The 13,884-nt window shown below is 40.6% G+C and carries 13 protein-coding genes and 1 pseudogene; 8 read left to right on the forward strand and 6 right to left on the reverse strand.

Translation table 11 applies throughout. From position 1 onward, the window contains the following. Nucleotides 1-1,083 (forward strand): annotated as a pseudogene (locus GNF10_RS29025) (bifunctional DNA primase/helicase); the annotation flags it as partial. A gap of 279 nt (nucleotides 1,084-1,362) precedes the next feature. On the opposite strand, the gene GNF10_RS29030 reads toward GNF10_RS29025, so the two are convergent. The 6 genes from GNF10_RS29030 to GNF10_RS29055 all read right to left on the reverse strand — a co-directional run bounded on the left by GNF10_RS29030 (nucleotide 1,363) and on the right by GNF10_RS29055 (nucleotide 7,626). Beyond that, a complete protein-coding gene (locus tag GNF10_RS29030; RefSeq protein ID WP_185586825.1) occupies nucleotides 1,363-2,292 on the reverse strand; it encodes a tyrosine-type recombinase/integrase in 930 nt (309 codons plus the stop codon). Between the two features lie 614 nt (nucleotides 2,293-2,906). Further along, on the reverse strand, nucleotides 2,907-5,033 hold the full coding sequence (locus GNF10_RS29035; RefSeq protein WP_185607306.1) for an AAA family ATPase: 2,127 nt from the start codon (nucleotides 5,031-5,033) through the stop codon (nucleotides 2,907-2,909). Between the two features lie 363 nt (nucleotides 5,034-5,396). Continuing rightward, nucleotides 5,397-5,792: a type II toxin-antitoxin system VapC family toxin gene (locus GNF10_RS29040; RefSeq protein ID WP_185592413.1), complete on the reverse strand. Its 396-nt coding sequence runs from the start codon at nucleotides 5,790-5,792 to the stop codon at nucleotides 5,397-5,399. Next, complete coding sequence (locus GNF10_RS29045; protein WP_114083957.1) at nucleotides 5,792-6,079, reverse strand: hypothetical protein; 288 nt, start codon at nucleotides 6,077-6,079, stop codon at nucleotides 5,792-5,794. The genes GNF10_RS29040 and GNF10_RS29045 overlap by 1 nt, the downstream gene beginning before the upstream one ends. Before the next feature lie 22 nt (nucleotides 6,080-6,101). Next, nucleotides 6,102-6,335, reverse strand: coding sequence for a hypothetical protein (locus tag GNF10_RS29050; protein ID WP_260446033.1), 234 nt, complete (start codon nucleotides 6,333-6,335; stop codon nucleotides 6,102-6,104). Between the two features lie 244 nt (nucleotides 6,336-6,579). Then, nucleotides 6,580-7,626, reverse strand: a complete 1,047-nt coding sequence (locus GNF10_RS29055) for a hypothetical protein (protein ID WP_185583979.1) — start codon at nucleotides 7,624-7,626, stop codon at nucleotides 6,580-6,582. 179 nt (nucleotides 7,627-7,805) lie between these two features. Here GNF10_RS29055 and GNF10_RS29060 point away from each other — a divergent pair, with 179 nt between their 5' ends. From GNF10_RS29060 to GNF10_RS29090, 7 genes are all read left to right on the forward strand, one after another. Continuing rightward, nucleotides 7,806-7,958 carry a hypothetical protein gene (locus tag GNF10_RS29060; RefSeq protein WP_185583980.1) on the forward strand — a complete coding sequence of 51 codons (153 nt, stop codon included), beginning with the start codon at nucleotides 7,806-7,808 and terminating at the stop codon, nucleotides 7,956-7,958. Between the two features lie 622 nt (nucleotides 7,959-8,580). Then, entirely contained in the window at nucleotides 8,581-8,880 is a 300-nt protein-coding gene (locus tag GNF10_RS29065; RefSeq protein ID WP_185584980.1) for a hypothetical protein, read from the forward strand. A gap of 115 nt (nucleotides 8,881-8,995) precedes the next feature. Further along, a complete protein-coding gene (locus tag GNF10_RS29070) occupies nucleotides 8,996-9,433 on the forward strand; it encodes a hypothetical protein (RefSeq protein ID WP_199349914.1) in 438 nt (145 codons plus the stop codon). 127 nt (nucleotides 9,434-9,560) lie between these two features. Beyond that, nucleotides 9,561-9,893, forward strand: a complete 333-nt coding sequence (locus GNF10_RS29075; RefSeq protein ID WP_185584978.1) for a hypothetical protein — start codon at nucleotides 9,561-9,563, stop codon at nucleotides 9,891-9,893. 1,514 nt (nucleotides 9,894-11,407) lie between these two features. Continuing rightward, a complete protein-coding gene (locus GNF10_RS38980; protein WP_260446149.1) occupies nucleotides 11,408-12,628 on the forward strand; it encodes a DUF87 domain-containing protein in 1,221 nt (406 codons plus the stop codon). Next, nucleotides 12,625-13,170 (forward strand): hypothetical protein, encoded by a 546-nt coding sequence (locus GNF10_RS29085; RefSeq protein ID WP_185584976.1) that lies wholly within the window; start codon nucleotides 12,625-12,627, stop codon nucleotides 13,168-13,170. Before GNF10_RS38980 ends, GNF10_RS29085 begins: the two co-directional genes overlap by 4 nt. Next, nucleotides 13,109-13,864 carry a hypothetical protein gene (locus tag GNF10_RS29090; protein WP_221644680.1) on the forward strand — a complete coding sequence of 252 codons (756 nt, stop codon included), beginning with the start codon at nucleotides 13,109-13,111 and terminating at the stop codon, nucleotides 13,862-13,864. The genes GNF10_RS29085 and GNF10_RS29090 overlap by 62 nt, the downstream gene beginning before the upstream one ends. Nucleotides 13,865-13,884 lie beyond the last annotated feature (20 nt).

Here is a 13,884-nt window from a genome sequence, read left to right on the forward strand (position 1 = left end):
GCAGCAGCACAAGCTTTGGATAGTGCCCACAATTCGGCTGTTGCCAAGGCCAAGAATATTACTTTGAGCGAGTACCGCGCCCGTCAGAGCAAAGATTACCTTGACCCTAATGAAATTTTTGAATGCGAAAAATTCCGCATTTCTGATTCTTACGGCATCGAAGTAACCGAATCACTCGTAGAAATGGATAAAGGTGGCCGCTTAATTAGAGCGATCGCTGGACTTGAGGCCATTTTAGCCCCACCCGAAGAATCTTTTACTGACCCCAAAACTGGGCAAACTTATCCTACCCCACCAACAATTGTCACCCAAAAAGACCGCACCGAGCGGGACAATCTACCTTTGTGCATCGACTGGGGCAATTACTCGGCACGGTGGCTGGCGCGGTTTAATCTGGGGCTGCATGAAATTCTCTTAAGTTTAATTAGGGGTGATGAAGTTACCGCCGACGATTCCACCTTACTCAAGATGACGGCGATCGCTATACATTGTGCTGCTCACGTCAAAGCAATTCTTGGGTTTACTATCCCCCTAGACTGTAAGCCTATTTGGTTGCTAGGAACTTTAGTCGAGCAGCTGGGGCTAAAGTTGACTTTCCGTAAGCAGGGTAAACGGGGTCAACAGGTGAAACTTTTCTCTTTATCTAAAGAGGAATTAAAATTTGCTCAAGAGGTAATTGCTCATCGTGAAACGAAGCGTAATCAAAAAGAAAATCGAACCTGTTATGCGACCCAAACCCCGGCTGTGCATAGTGTAAACCCTAATCAGCAACCCGTATCCGCCCCCCCCCTTGATGCTATAGGGAACTCCCATTGCCAGGGGGAGGATACTACCGAATTTGAGTCACCTCCGACAGATCGCATTACGCTACTTCATTGTGTGGAAATGCTACGCTCTGGTATCAAGCAGGGGGTGGAGGCGATTAAGGGCATCCTTAAGCGATGGGTTGAAGATTTGCGCTGGGAGACGGTGCTGGAACTTGAAGCGATCGCTCCTGATGAACTGCGACTTGTCGAAGCTCAAGTTCCTGAATTTTATGAATGGCTCTTGGAAGAAGTGTTGCCTATGGAGGGGGCTGGCTAGGGAAAAAATCTTTTTGGCATTTGAAAGCTGTTTTTGTTTCGTTTCCGGTAGCAATCTATGCCACTGGTTCCAATTTGTGATGCATTTTCACAAGTCATGCAAAATGTCAATCAATTGTAGATTGCCGATTGTAGATTTGAGATTGACTGCACCCACAAGGGACGCAGCTTGAGGATAAGAGAATTGATGATTTCAGATTTATTCCTGCCCCTTGCGGCGGGGCTTGTACCAAAAACATTTAATCTGCAATCTGCTATCTTCAATCTCCAATCTTCTCTGTCAAAGATCCATCAAGTTTAAAGCGCTACTGTCATTAGGTCTAGCTTTGAGATAGCGATCGGTGATGGCTAAATTGGCATGACCCAAAGTTTCTTTCACCAATACAGGATTAGTCCCGCGCTCAATGGCGTGAGAACCGTGGGCATGACGTAACCAGTGAGCAGAAACTAGTTCGCTTAATCCAGCTTCAAGTGCAATTGCTTTGACAATCGGGTGCAAGTTTTGACGGTCTAAATGTCCCCCTTTTTGACTTGGAAACACTGCTTGATTGGAGTGAGCCGAAGCTTTGAACTCGATTAATTCCGCCCAGAGTTTCTGCTTGATGAGAATTGTCCGATTTTTGCTGCCCTTGGCTTTACGAACATACACCTGACCACTGTCGCCACGGGGTGTCAAATCTCCCCATGTTAACTCACAAATTTCACTTGCCCGTAACCCTGCCTGATAGAGGAGTTTGATAATTAACAAATTACGTAGGGCTGTGTACTGTCGTTTGGGAGTTTTCGCATCAGCTAAATGCTTATTAGCTGCCCGTATCAACAATTTAATATCAGCTTCATCGAGATAGCGTTCGTTGATTACATCTGGCAATTCACCCAGTTTTAGTGCCATACCTACATTAAAAGGGAGATATCCAATTTTATGAGCGAAACTAATCAAGCTTTTAGCACAAGCTATGTATATCCGCTTTGTGCTTTCGGCATTGCCCCCAAAAGAACTAGCGTATTCTACCAAGTCTTCATAAGTCACTTTTTTGAGAGGCTTGTCCAGAAAATCCAGAAATCGCCTAGTGTATCGCTGGTAAGCCCGAATAGAAGACGACGCTTTTCCCTCCAGCCACAGCGCAATCAACTTCGCCTCCGCCTGCGCTACTGGCAAGGAAGCGATCGCCTTTCTATGGGCTGTTATGTGGACAAGAGAGAGTGTCATTTTTATTACTCCCTTAATAATCAGACACAATCATAGTTTCGTCTGGTTTTATAGTGTCTGATTTTTATTGTCCTTTAAAATGGGCGTTTCAACTCACCCTCAAGCGAATGAAAATTTCTCGATTTTTGCGTATAGTACACCTCTAATACTGAGGAGCGTGACAAACACAATACTGTTATGCAATTGTTCAGCAGGGTATTTATTTTGAAAAGCCTAAAAGGAGGTGAAAAAAATAAACTAAAAATGACTTTATAGTTAATAAATGATATAAGAGGTCAAAGAGTGTCCTCCAAAGTTTATTTACGCCGCAATGTACTGCTTTTTAAGCGCTATCACGCCATAAAACTATAGAGTCATTTTTAGTTTATTTTTTGAGAGTGGTTTGATTGCTTTGGTGTTTAAGACACTTTTTTTTCTAGAACCGCAAACGGGAGCTAGAGAAGTAGTTTCTCAAGAATTGCCAAGGCACTTACCAGTAATGAAATGCCCCACCGTCGCTTACGAGACAGGGGGCGAAAAGCGTTAAAGATATAGTCACCTAGCCACAATATCCTTGATACGGTGAGGCAGCGCGCAGAAAGGGAATTTCCCCCATGAGCGACTGTTGAACATTTCTAAATTGCAATCGTCGGGAGCAAAAAAGCGCTTTCCAACCGCTGCTGCAATCGCGTATATCGCAGTTGGCCGTCACTAGAACGCAAAGCCTTGGATATCGCTCTCTTGGAACCAACGACAATCGCTAACTGCTTGGCACAAGTTAATGCTGTGTACAACTGTTTACGAGACAACATCATATAAGGCTGCGTATAAATTGGCAGAATTACTACCGGATATTCTGAACCCTGGCTTTGATGAATGGTGAAGCTCCAGGCGAGGGCAATTTGATTTAAGTCTGCTCTGGTTCTAACGACAGTATGCTTACCATACTGTACAGTAACTTCCATCTCTTCAGGATCAATGGCCTTGATAATTCCGAAGTCGCCATTAAAAATATCGTGATTATAATCATTAGTCAGTTGAATGATCCGATCGCCTTCTCGTAATAAATTCCCGCCCTTGGTAATCTCTATTTTGTCGGGACTGGGCGGATTAATCAACTGCTGCAATACGGTATTGAGGTTACGAGTCCCAAGCAAACCGCGCGAGGTGGGGCAAAGCACTTGCACATCAGTAGCTCGATTGTAACCCAGGCGGGGAATCAAGTCTGTAATGATTTCGGATATTGCTTTAACACCATGTTTGGGGTGATGACCACCGCCATGCCACAGACACTCAGACAGGGGATTATCGGAAATCGGTTCAATAGTGGGAAACTGGCTTCGGTTAATTTGGTGAGCAGCGGTGATAATTGCGCTCTGTTGGGCTTGCCTAAATACCTTGGTCAACCGCACCACTGGGACGTGACCAGAATTAATCAAGTCAGCAAGGAATTGACCCGGACCCACAGAGGGTAACTGGTCAATATCACCCACTAGCAGTAGTTGGGAACCGTATTGTATTGCTTTTACCAAAGAAGATGCCAGAAACAAATCAAGCATACTAGCTTCTAGCGCGACAATTGCGGTATGGGGTAAAGGGTTTTGATTATCGCGTAAGAAGCCCATTGTCTCTGGGTCAAATTCCAACAAGCAGTGTATCGTCTTGGATTCGAGTTGTGTGATTTGACTCAGGCGTTGAGCAGCGCGTCCAGTTGGCGCAGCTAAGGCGATAGATTTGCCCATTGCTTTCCACAGAGAGACTATGGTCTGGGTGGTGAAAGTTTTACCGCAACCGGGGCCACCAGTAAGAATCATTACCTTTGAATATGCAGCCATTTCTACCGCTAGCCGTTGCTGTGGTGAAAGTTTGATTTTATGACTCTTGGTGAAGCGCTCAATCCAGGCGCGAACACGAGGCATATCTTGTGCAACTGGTTGGCAAAATCTAGATTGTATTAATTGAGCAAGGTTCTGTTCGGTGTGAAAGTACGTTGGTAGATAACATAGCAGCGTTTGGTCTGAGCTTTTCTCACGGATTAAGTCATCCTTGAGTGCCATGTCTTTGATAAGATCAGCGAGGGCATCTTCTTCGGGTGTGTGATCTGGTGTAGTCAGCAGTTTGATAACATTCTCAATGAGTTTTGGCTGGGGTAAATAGCAATGCCCATCGGCAGCAGCTTCGTTCAAAACATGAATTAAACCAGCACGGTAACGGAACTGACTATCAGGCGCAACTCCTAAATTAAAGGCAATTTTATCAGTTCTCAGAAAACCAATACCGTAGATGTCAGCAGCTAACTGGTAGGGATTGCTGGTGAGAGTAGCGAGTGCTTCATCCAAGTAATGCCTGTAAATTTTGACTGCATAAGTAGTAGAAACGCCATGACTGTGGAGAAATAGCATTAAATAGATGTAAGAGATGTAAGAAAATAAAATAAAAATAAGTTGATAGCTAAATAAAGATATTTTGAATTGAAGCAGAGACTTCATATTTGGGTTATGCCATCGGCGACGGCGACCCGGACGCGAACAATCCCACAAACTATCGAGTTTGCCCCAGTACCAGCGATGAATTGTGTCGCGTACAGTCTGTGGATGCCATTTTAAGTATTGTGCGATCTTTAGCACTGTCCATCCAGCGGCTGATAAGCGTAGTACAGTGGCACGACTTTGAGTTCTTGGTGGTATACCTTTTGCTTGAGTGAGTGCTAGTAGGGCTTGATCTTCTATTGGTGACAGGTCAACTTTTAAAGGCGCTGGCATCTTGGTCAGGGGTAAAAATATTTACGACTTCTTTAAAACTAAAATATACAAGGTTAAAGTATTAGTCTAATTGCATAGGGCTTGAAAAATCGAGTGTCTGGGCATTAATTATTTAAATCTGACAAATAATTCCTTAATGGACAGCCGTTGGCAGTAGCATCTCTTGATAAAAGCCATCGCTTGAAGAATGCGCTGACACATTTGGCTATGATAATCAAGGTAATTCATCATGATGAATTACACGATTTAATAAGCGTGGCTAGTCCCAGTTTAGCTACTCTAAAGCAGGAATGTAAAAATCAGTGATGGTGTTGTGGGTGTTGCTGGTGTAACTAATTTTCCAAGAATATTCACGCAGGTTTTTCAACTTTCTAACCAGTTATCTAATTTTAAGTTGGGAATATTAATAAAATCTTTGATATTGTTAGTAACAAGAATATCGTCACGAGAACGAGCTACAGCAGCAATCAAAGCATCAAATTCTCCGGTTGGTTTCCCAATTTTTCTGAGTTCGCTTTGAATCTTGCCAAATTCGATAGCTTCTTCTATTCCAAATGGTTCTACTGGTAGTAATTCAGTAAACTGCGCTAATATATCTAGATTTTTGGCCACCTGTTGAGAACAATAAACGCCTTTATATAGTTCTGCAACTACAATGATAGAGAGATAGCATTGGCTGAAAAAGCGATTAAAATTAGTAACAGCTTGGGGATTTTCGTTCAGCAGTGCAATGCAAATATTGGTATCTAGCAGATACATTAGCCTAAATCCTGATTATCAAGTGAGTCTATGGTTCTGCCTTTATAAGCATGGCGCTGTTGGTCAATCTCTGTAAATATTTCTCCTAATTCCGGTTGGTTCTTCCAAACCCCAAATAATTGATTGAGTCTAGCTAGTCTCTCCTCGTTTGTTAATAGTGGCTGTGGTTCTATAATTTGATTGGCAATAAATTCTACGTCTATGATTATCTCTGTCCCATCTGGAATATTATTAAGTTGTTCTAGAATTTCAATATTTTGACCACGTTTTATCCCTCTAACCTTCATATTTGATTATCTCCTGTAATTATTAGTTGACGGTTAACAGTTGTCTGTTAACGGAGAACAGCCCCCAATCATCAATCTCTAAATTCAAACTCATTTGTCCATAATTTAAGGATAGCTCAGGTTGCACATAAGACACTTTCGCTTTGATTTCATCCATAGCCAACCACAAATCTAATAACGCTTGTTCTTCAGTCAGGCGTTTCTTTTCATCACCAATGCGTGGAATTACTTTTAACGCTACTTCAAATATCCGCATAAATAAGTAGCTTTATCAACATAGGGAAAACCATCATCAAGCGGTAGGCTATCACTTGCCCAACGGAGATTTCCAACGACTGGATGCCCTGAACTTGATTATCTTGGATGCGATCGCCTAATTCATTAAATACCGGATCAACAGAATACCCAACTGAATTCTGACTCCTGACTCCTGACTCCTGACTCCTGACTCCTGACTCCTGACTCCTGACTCCTGAATTCTGTTCGATAATTAATCGTTTCTACTTGTTGAGCAACTCTAAGTCCCAGGTATAAAAACCAATCTGCTCAGGAACCCTAGTGAATCGCCCTGTGCGATGACCCCGTGATAACTCATTCAATACCTTGTTTTTCACTTCTTTAATCTCAGTCGCAGTGAGTTCGCCATAGATTCCGTTGGTAATTTCTGAAACCCCGAAAACTTTACCGGAATTATTTTCTAGAAAAGTTGTTAGTGCATCAATTAAAAACTGACCCTGAAATTCTTCGAGCATTGGTATGTCTTTGGGCTGGGGCGGCAAAACTTGTTTCTTATTTTTGCCTTTGACTCTGGTGGACGAATTCTTCGTCTCCGGTTTTGGTAGCAAAGTTAAAGAGAGAGTATAATATCCGGGTGATCCTGGGACACTGAACCATTTGTTAGTTTCCCTGCCTTTAATGAGGGATGATTGAACTCTGTGTTTAAGCACTTTAAACACTTCTGGCTCTAATTCCCCATAGAGCATTTTGACAATAAAATCGATGTGAACAATTGTGCCGATGTGTTCTGCCAAAACCTGTTCAATAGCTTCCGGGCGAGACAGCGATTGGAAAATAGGCAGCATGTCCGTCTCGGTTCCATAGAGCGCTTGCTGTTGAGTTGATGTTTCTATGGGTGGCTCTAGGAGGAATGGACTATCTGTAGCTGCATCAGATTCTTCACCTGACCAAGCTTGTATAAGTGTGAATATGTTTTGTTGAGTGGAGTCTGAGGGGTGGGTTGCGACTGTTGATGTATCCTTTGAATCGTCTAAGAAAGGATGGGTAATAGGTTCAACATAGTCATCAACAAATTCCTCACTCAGGATTAAAAAGTTATTTTCCTTTTCAGAGGTGAATTCTTCATTATCATTATCCACCTCCTCAGTCAAAGACCAGTTAGATAATAGAGCTTCAACATGAGTGAGATTTGCTTTGGCTAGGGTATATAATTTTTCGTAATCTTCTACAAGAGGTGCGTAGTAATCTCGCAATGCGAATAGTGACTCGATTGCTTTTTGGGGGAGTGATAAAGGAAAGGGGCTATTCATCAAGTTTGGGTGTCATACAAGAGCTAGACAATCAAAGCAAATTTATTAATATATAACAAATAAAAGTGAAAAAGCAAGAGTCGGAAGTACGGATTGTTTCCGTACCTTTGTCGATTTCTTTGCCATTGGCAGATATGGAATATTGATATCGTTCTGACTAATAGAAAGATGGTAGAAGTTTGGCAGTTTTGGGAAGAAGAGCATTTCTCGAACAATATAGTGCGAGTATTGATGCTCCGAGTGGATTAGAGTTGTTTGCAGTTCATGTATTTCAAATAAATGCAAAGACAAATCAGCGACAAGTCATTGATGCTCCCCAGCCGATTGGCTAATATGGCAGGGGAGCATCATTCTAATTAACTTTGTTTTTTAAATTGAAACGATTTGTGAAAATCAATATATCTGAGTACATGTTTTTATTATAGATAAGTGCGTTTTAGCTAGTAGTAGGTGATGGTCTGATGCCCAAGAATTAAGATAAATAAAGATGACAAAATATCTCATAATTTGCAGACGATACATTAATAAAAGACTAAATAATTATGCTACAAATATAGAATAGGCCATCATGCAAATATCTGAATAAGTGCTATGCACCCAATAGAATTTAAGAAAAAATGGAAATTAACCTACCCGGAACTTTCACGTCTTTTGGGATACGCAGACTTTACAGTTCGTAGTTGGAGTCTAGAAGGAAAAGCGAAACGGAACCCGCACTTTGTTGTCTATCAACTTTGCGCCCTGTTAGATGAAAAGTGGACAAATCAAGGGAAAGTTCCAGGAAAAAGATATCTGATCTCTGAAATGCTTACTGGGTAAAGATTTGTACTCAAATAACTCCCCAGTCAATGGTCGTACAAAGAATTTTCTGTATTATTGCAAATGCCAATTACCAGCCCCAAAAAAGCGGGTATTTTAGATGTAGTTGGAAGTTCCAAGAAGTTCTAAGCACTAATGGAAACAAGGGGGTTGTCCTGCCAGCATGAAGAACTAACAAGATTAGAAGTTGCGTCCTTGCTAACACCAAAAGTATCTGCAAGGCAACTACAAGCCTATTTGAATATAGCTCGTAAGTACTTGCCGGAGTTCAAGAAATTCACCAATGAAAAGACAGGTGGATTAGATGGTTACGCCAAGCTATACGAGTGCCACATCGCAGTACTTCAAGAGATTCGCTCTCTAGCTAGAGAGCATACTTTAGCTGATGTAGAAAGCGAGTTTCGACAAAGAGCATCGAAAACCCGAAAAAATTAAAAATAGGAAAGATTTCAAATAGACTTTAGACTCTATCTGAAAATTTCGGTTGCCCATAAATAGTTTTCCAATGGTTTTTATCTAGTCAAAAAACATGAATAAAGGAGCGATTATCTTGGCATCTAATAATAAATTTCAACCCCAAGTCAGAACCCAATCTCAAATTGTGGCGAAAGCGATAGGTAGATTAGGGCGTAAATATCAGCATCATATTTATGCTGTAGGTGTGACTTTAATAGTTGCAGGTCAAACAATGCCAGCCCATGCGTTTGGACTATTTGATCCAACACAAATTGCATTGACGTGTATGTTTGGAACAGCAGGTGCTACAGGGAATGCCTCCATCAACGCCTTACCCGCAGTAATAAACGCTGCAATAACAGTGATGTTATTCGTTTATTTCGTAGCGTCTGGGGTGAAGGTGGCCAATGCACTGGGAGACGGACAAGAAGTAACACAGATGGTACAACAACCTATAGGCATATTTTTTGTGACTTTGGTGTTATTCATCGCCCAGAACATTCTTTTTGCTGGTGTCACAGCAGCTTGTTAGTCAAGAATTCAGCATCCAGAAGTCAGAAGTCAGAAGTCAGAATGACTCAATCAATCCAGAATGAATGCACCAATCATCCATCTAATGTTTTTCTGTCTTCTAACTTCTGACTTTTGACAAGTTTTTTATGAAACAACAACCACAAATTAAACAAGTTAATCAATCTTTAGGTCAAAATGCTTCAATAGGTATCTTGACGGGTTTTCAGTTTGCGATTTCTTTAGTTTCATTTGGGGTAGGTTTTTTCATAGCGTTCTTATCTGGGATAGGAATGATATGGAGCATATTAATAGGTGTTTGGGTAAGTGCTACAGCTTTAGTTTTATCAGGGAAACGACCTTATTTGTTTTGGTCTAGAGTGTTTCCAGGTGTTCCAAGATGGTCTAGAGGATACGTCAGATACTCTTCTCCTCAAAATAAGAAAAGAGCAGGCTCTAAAAAAATTCCCAAATCATGGTGAAAATTAAGAATTCCCAAAATGGCAAAAAAGTATCGGCTTTTGAAGATTTTTTGGATTTGACGACAATAATTAGATTAAAAAAAGGCAGCTATACTATTGGTGCGTATTTGTTAAGTAAAAAGCAAGTAAGTGAGACGAATAATACTTTGCAATTAGTATTTGGATATAGCTGCACAGGGTTTCATCCGTTGTTTAATTCGGATGAACAAGTAGAAGCGATAGCGAAAGCTTTTGAGAATGGTTGCAAAGAAATTCCCCAGGGAGAAAAATTTACTTTTCGTTGGTCTTCTTTATGTGATGAATCAGAAGTATTTGAAGCATATCGAGAGAGATTGACAAATCCAGTATCTCGTGAAAGTGAGTTTCTGGATTGGGGGCAAGTAGCGAGAATGCAAGAACTGTCTCGGCGACGGCAGCGTAAAAATATAAAACTGAACATTTATACAACTTTCACTATTAAACCAGGAGGGACAGAGGGAGGTGATGCTGTAGATAGAGCGATAGTGAAGCTAGCGAATTTTTTACAGCGTCGGTTTACAGCAACGGGAGCAACTGAACTGACAAAGAAAAATTTAATCCAGATTCTGGAAAAAGCAATAAATGTATCATTGAGACATCAACAGATATTATCTGAAATGAAATTATTGCCATCACCGAAAACAGAAAAGGAGCTATGGAATGATTTAAGTTATTGCCTGGGAGCGAAAAGTGTAAAAGTGCCACATACATTAGTATTTGATGATTCGGGGTTGAGGGAAGAAATTAACGAAGCGCCGCCATTAAAATCACAATATATTGACCAATTACACGCGACTTCAGTACTTTTAAACAATGGAATTCCCTACGCTGATAGGCAATGGGTATGCCTAGCAAGTAAAAATAAAGAGAAAAAATATGTAGGGGTGATGACCCTGGCTCAAAAACCAGAAGCATTTGCTTCTACTAGGGATCAGGTGCGCTTTTTATGGAATGTGTTTTCGCGTGAAGTGATTTATGATGTTGAAATCATCACAGAAATCAGCCCAGCCGATCAAAAACTGACTAGGCTAACTCAACAATTAATAACTAGGCGTTCGCGTCATGCGGAAATAAGTGCGAGCAAAAAAACTATCGACGTAGCATCACAGATTAATACTGAATGGTCGGTAAATGCACAAAAGCAGTTATACACAGGTGATGTGCCAGAAAATCTAGCATTAATTGTTCTTGTATACCGCAACTCCTTAGAAGAAATTGATGATGCTTGCAGACTGATTTCAGGTTATATAAACCAGCCGACGGAGTTAATACGGGAAACCCAGTATGCATGGTCTATCTGGTTAGATACTTTACTGATAAAACAAAAACCACAACTAACAAGCCCTTACAACAGACGGACAACATTTTTCACGAGCGAGATAATCGGATTAACGCCAGTAATACAGAATATGAAAGCCGATGAAAAAGGCTTTGAATTGATTGCGGATGAAGCGCATTCACCAGTTTGGATAGATTTCGCAAAAACGAAGAATGTAATGATTATTGGTACTACAGGGAGTGGAAAATCAGTATTAGTATCGTCAATTATTGCGGAGTGCTTGGCAAAAGATATGTCGGTATTAATTATCGATCTGCCAAACGATGACGGTTCAGGAACATTTGGAGATTTTACGCCATACTACAACGGATTCTACTTTGATATCTCCAGACAATCAAATAATATTGTTCAGCCGCTAGATTTATCAAAAATCCCATTAGAACAAAGAGAAGACAGGGTAAAAGCACATCGCAATGATGTAAATCTAATAGTGTTGCAGTTGGTTCTGGGTTCACAGCAGTTTGAGGGGTTCCTTGCTCAAACAATAGAATCGTTGATACCTTTAGGGACAAAAGCTTTTTACGAAAATGCAGATATAGAGCGACGTTTTGAGTTGGCACACTCAGCAGGAATCGGAACGCCAGAGTGGGATAACACGCCGACTCTAGTTGATATGGAACAGTTTTTCAAAGTCGATTGTATTGATTTAGGTTATGAGGATGAGAATGTTGAGAAGGCGCTCAATTATATACGCTTACGACTACAGTACTGGCAGGCAAGCTCAATAGGAAATGCGATTTGTAAACCTTCAACTTTCCAAACAGACAGTAAGTTAATTACGTTTGCATTAACGAATCTGCAATCGGATAGAGAAGCAGAGGTATTCGGTATGTCGGCGTATATTGCGGCATCGAGACAATCACTATCCTCGACAAATAGTATGTTTTTCATGGATGAGGCGAGCGTATTGTTACGGTTCCCCTCATTATCTCGCTTGGTAGGTCGTAAATGTGCTACGGCTCGCAAATCAGGATGTCGCATTGCTCTAGCTGCTCAAGATGTGATTTCGATTGCCAAATCAGAAGCTGGGGAACAAATATTACAAAATATGCCTTGTCGATTAATCGGGCGAATTGTCCCAGGGGCAGCGAGAAGTTTTTCGGAATTGCTTGGTATACCGAGAGAAATTATAGATGTAAATGAAACTTTTATGCCAAACATCCAACAGCTATATACGTTATGGCTATTGGACTACAACAACAAATATATAAGATGCCGTTATTATCCTTCATCTCCGCTTTTGGCTTTGGTTGTCAATGGTAGAGAGGAACAAGAATCACGAGATAAGTTTAAAAAAATTTACGATGATAAGTTCACTTGGGTGGCAGAATTTTCTAAGTATTATGTTGAGTGCATTAAGCAAGGGAAACCATTATGAAAATCCTTACATCAGCAATTCAAAACAAGATTTTACTGGCAATATTGGCAGGTGTAGTATCAATTGGGAGTTTTCAAGTATGGAAAGACAAGCAAGCGAAATATGAGAAGTTTATTGCTAGTCAAGAAAATAATTGTAAAGTGTATATAGAAATGGGAGAGGATGCAGTTAAACGTAGTCCGAGCTTGAGAAATCTCAAATACAATAATATAGTGACTCCGGGACTAGAGCAACCTGGAATAAATTCTGAATACGAAGTAGACAGTAGATATCTTTTGCTTTACAACAAGCCTGTTTCCACTCTTCCAGCAAATACTCTGGTTTATGACAACGGTTTTTTTAAAAGTTTGTTGAAAAACGGCAAAAACCCTCCAGAGTCATTACTGGTTAAAGCTGTTTCTTTTGATTTGAAAAATCAACAAGCAACTGTTAGTTCATCCTGTGCAAAAAAGCCTTTTGTAGTTCGCTTGGAGAATTTATATGAAGAATTTCAACCAGTTGATCGCGATCTCAGGGGTAGTAGTTCAGATTTATTTTTCTAGTATTCCAGCCAATGCAACCAATGCAGCCAGTGGACAATCTAACAATAATTCAAATCAATCTTTTTTGCTGCAATTTCAAGAAATTTACAATAGCTTACAAACTTACATAAATAGCTATCAAAAAGAATTTACCAAAGCAGTAGGAAAGCTGGAAGCGGAATTAAATCAGGCAATTGAATCTAGTATAGGTGATTTAGGTATTCCCGATCCTTTAAAAGCTGGCAAGAACATTGAGAAAGTTTTACAAAAGCAAGAAACTGAATTACTAGTATTAGACCCTCGGATTCAAGCCAAGGATGCTATTAGAGAATGGAACCAGCAATACACTCGCGGTCAATCTCAATCAGTATTAGGTGGAGAAGGTCAAAGAGTACAAGCTCAAGAAGCCCAAATAACCAATGATGCGATTTTGCAATCTTCAGATAATGCTGATGCTGCCCAGCAGGATGTTATCACCCAAGATATCTTAAAAAAGATAGCTGTCCAAAATTTCCAAACGGCTGTGGTTAGCAAATCAATTCATGCAGAAGCTCAGAAACAATCCCGTTCATTAGCGGCTGCAAATATTAATCTTGCCGATATTTCTAACCGTATGGATGAACAAGCAAGACTTGAGCAGCAAGAATCTAATGCAGCAGCTAGACAAATATTAGAATCTGCTGCCGTCAATGATGCTTTTTGGGAAAATCAATAAATAGGGGGAAGGGGGAAGGG

This window comes from Nostoc sp. UCD121 (genome assembly GCF_014222285.1).
In the GTDB taxonomy this organism is placed as follows: domain Bacteria; phylum Cyanobacteriota; class Cyanobacteriia; order Cyanobacteriales; family Nostocaceae; genus Nostoc.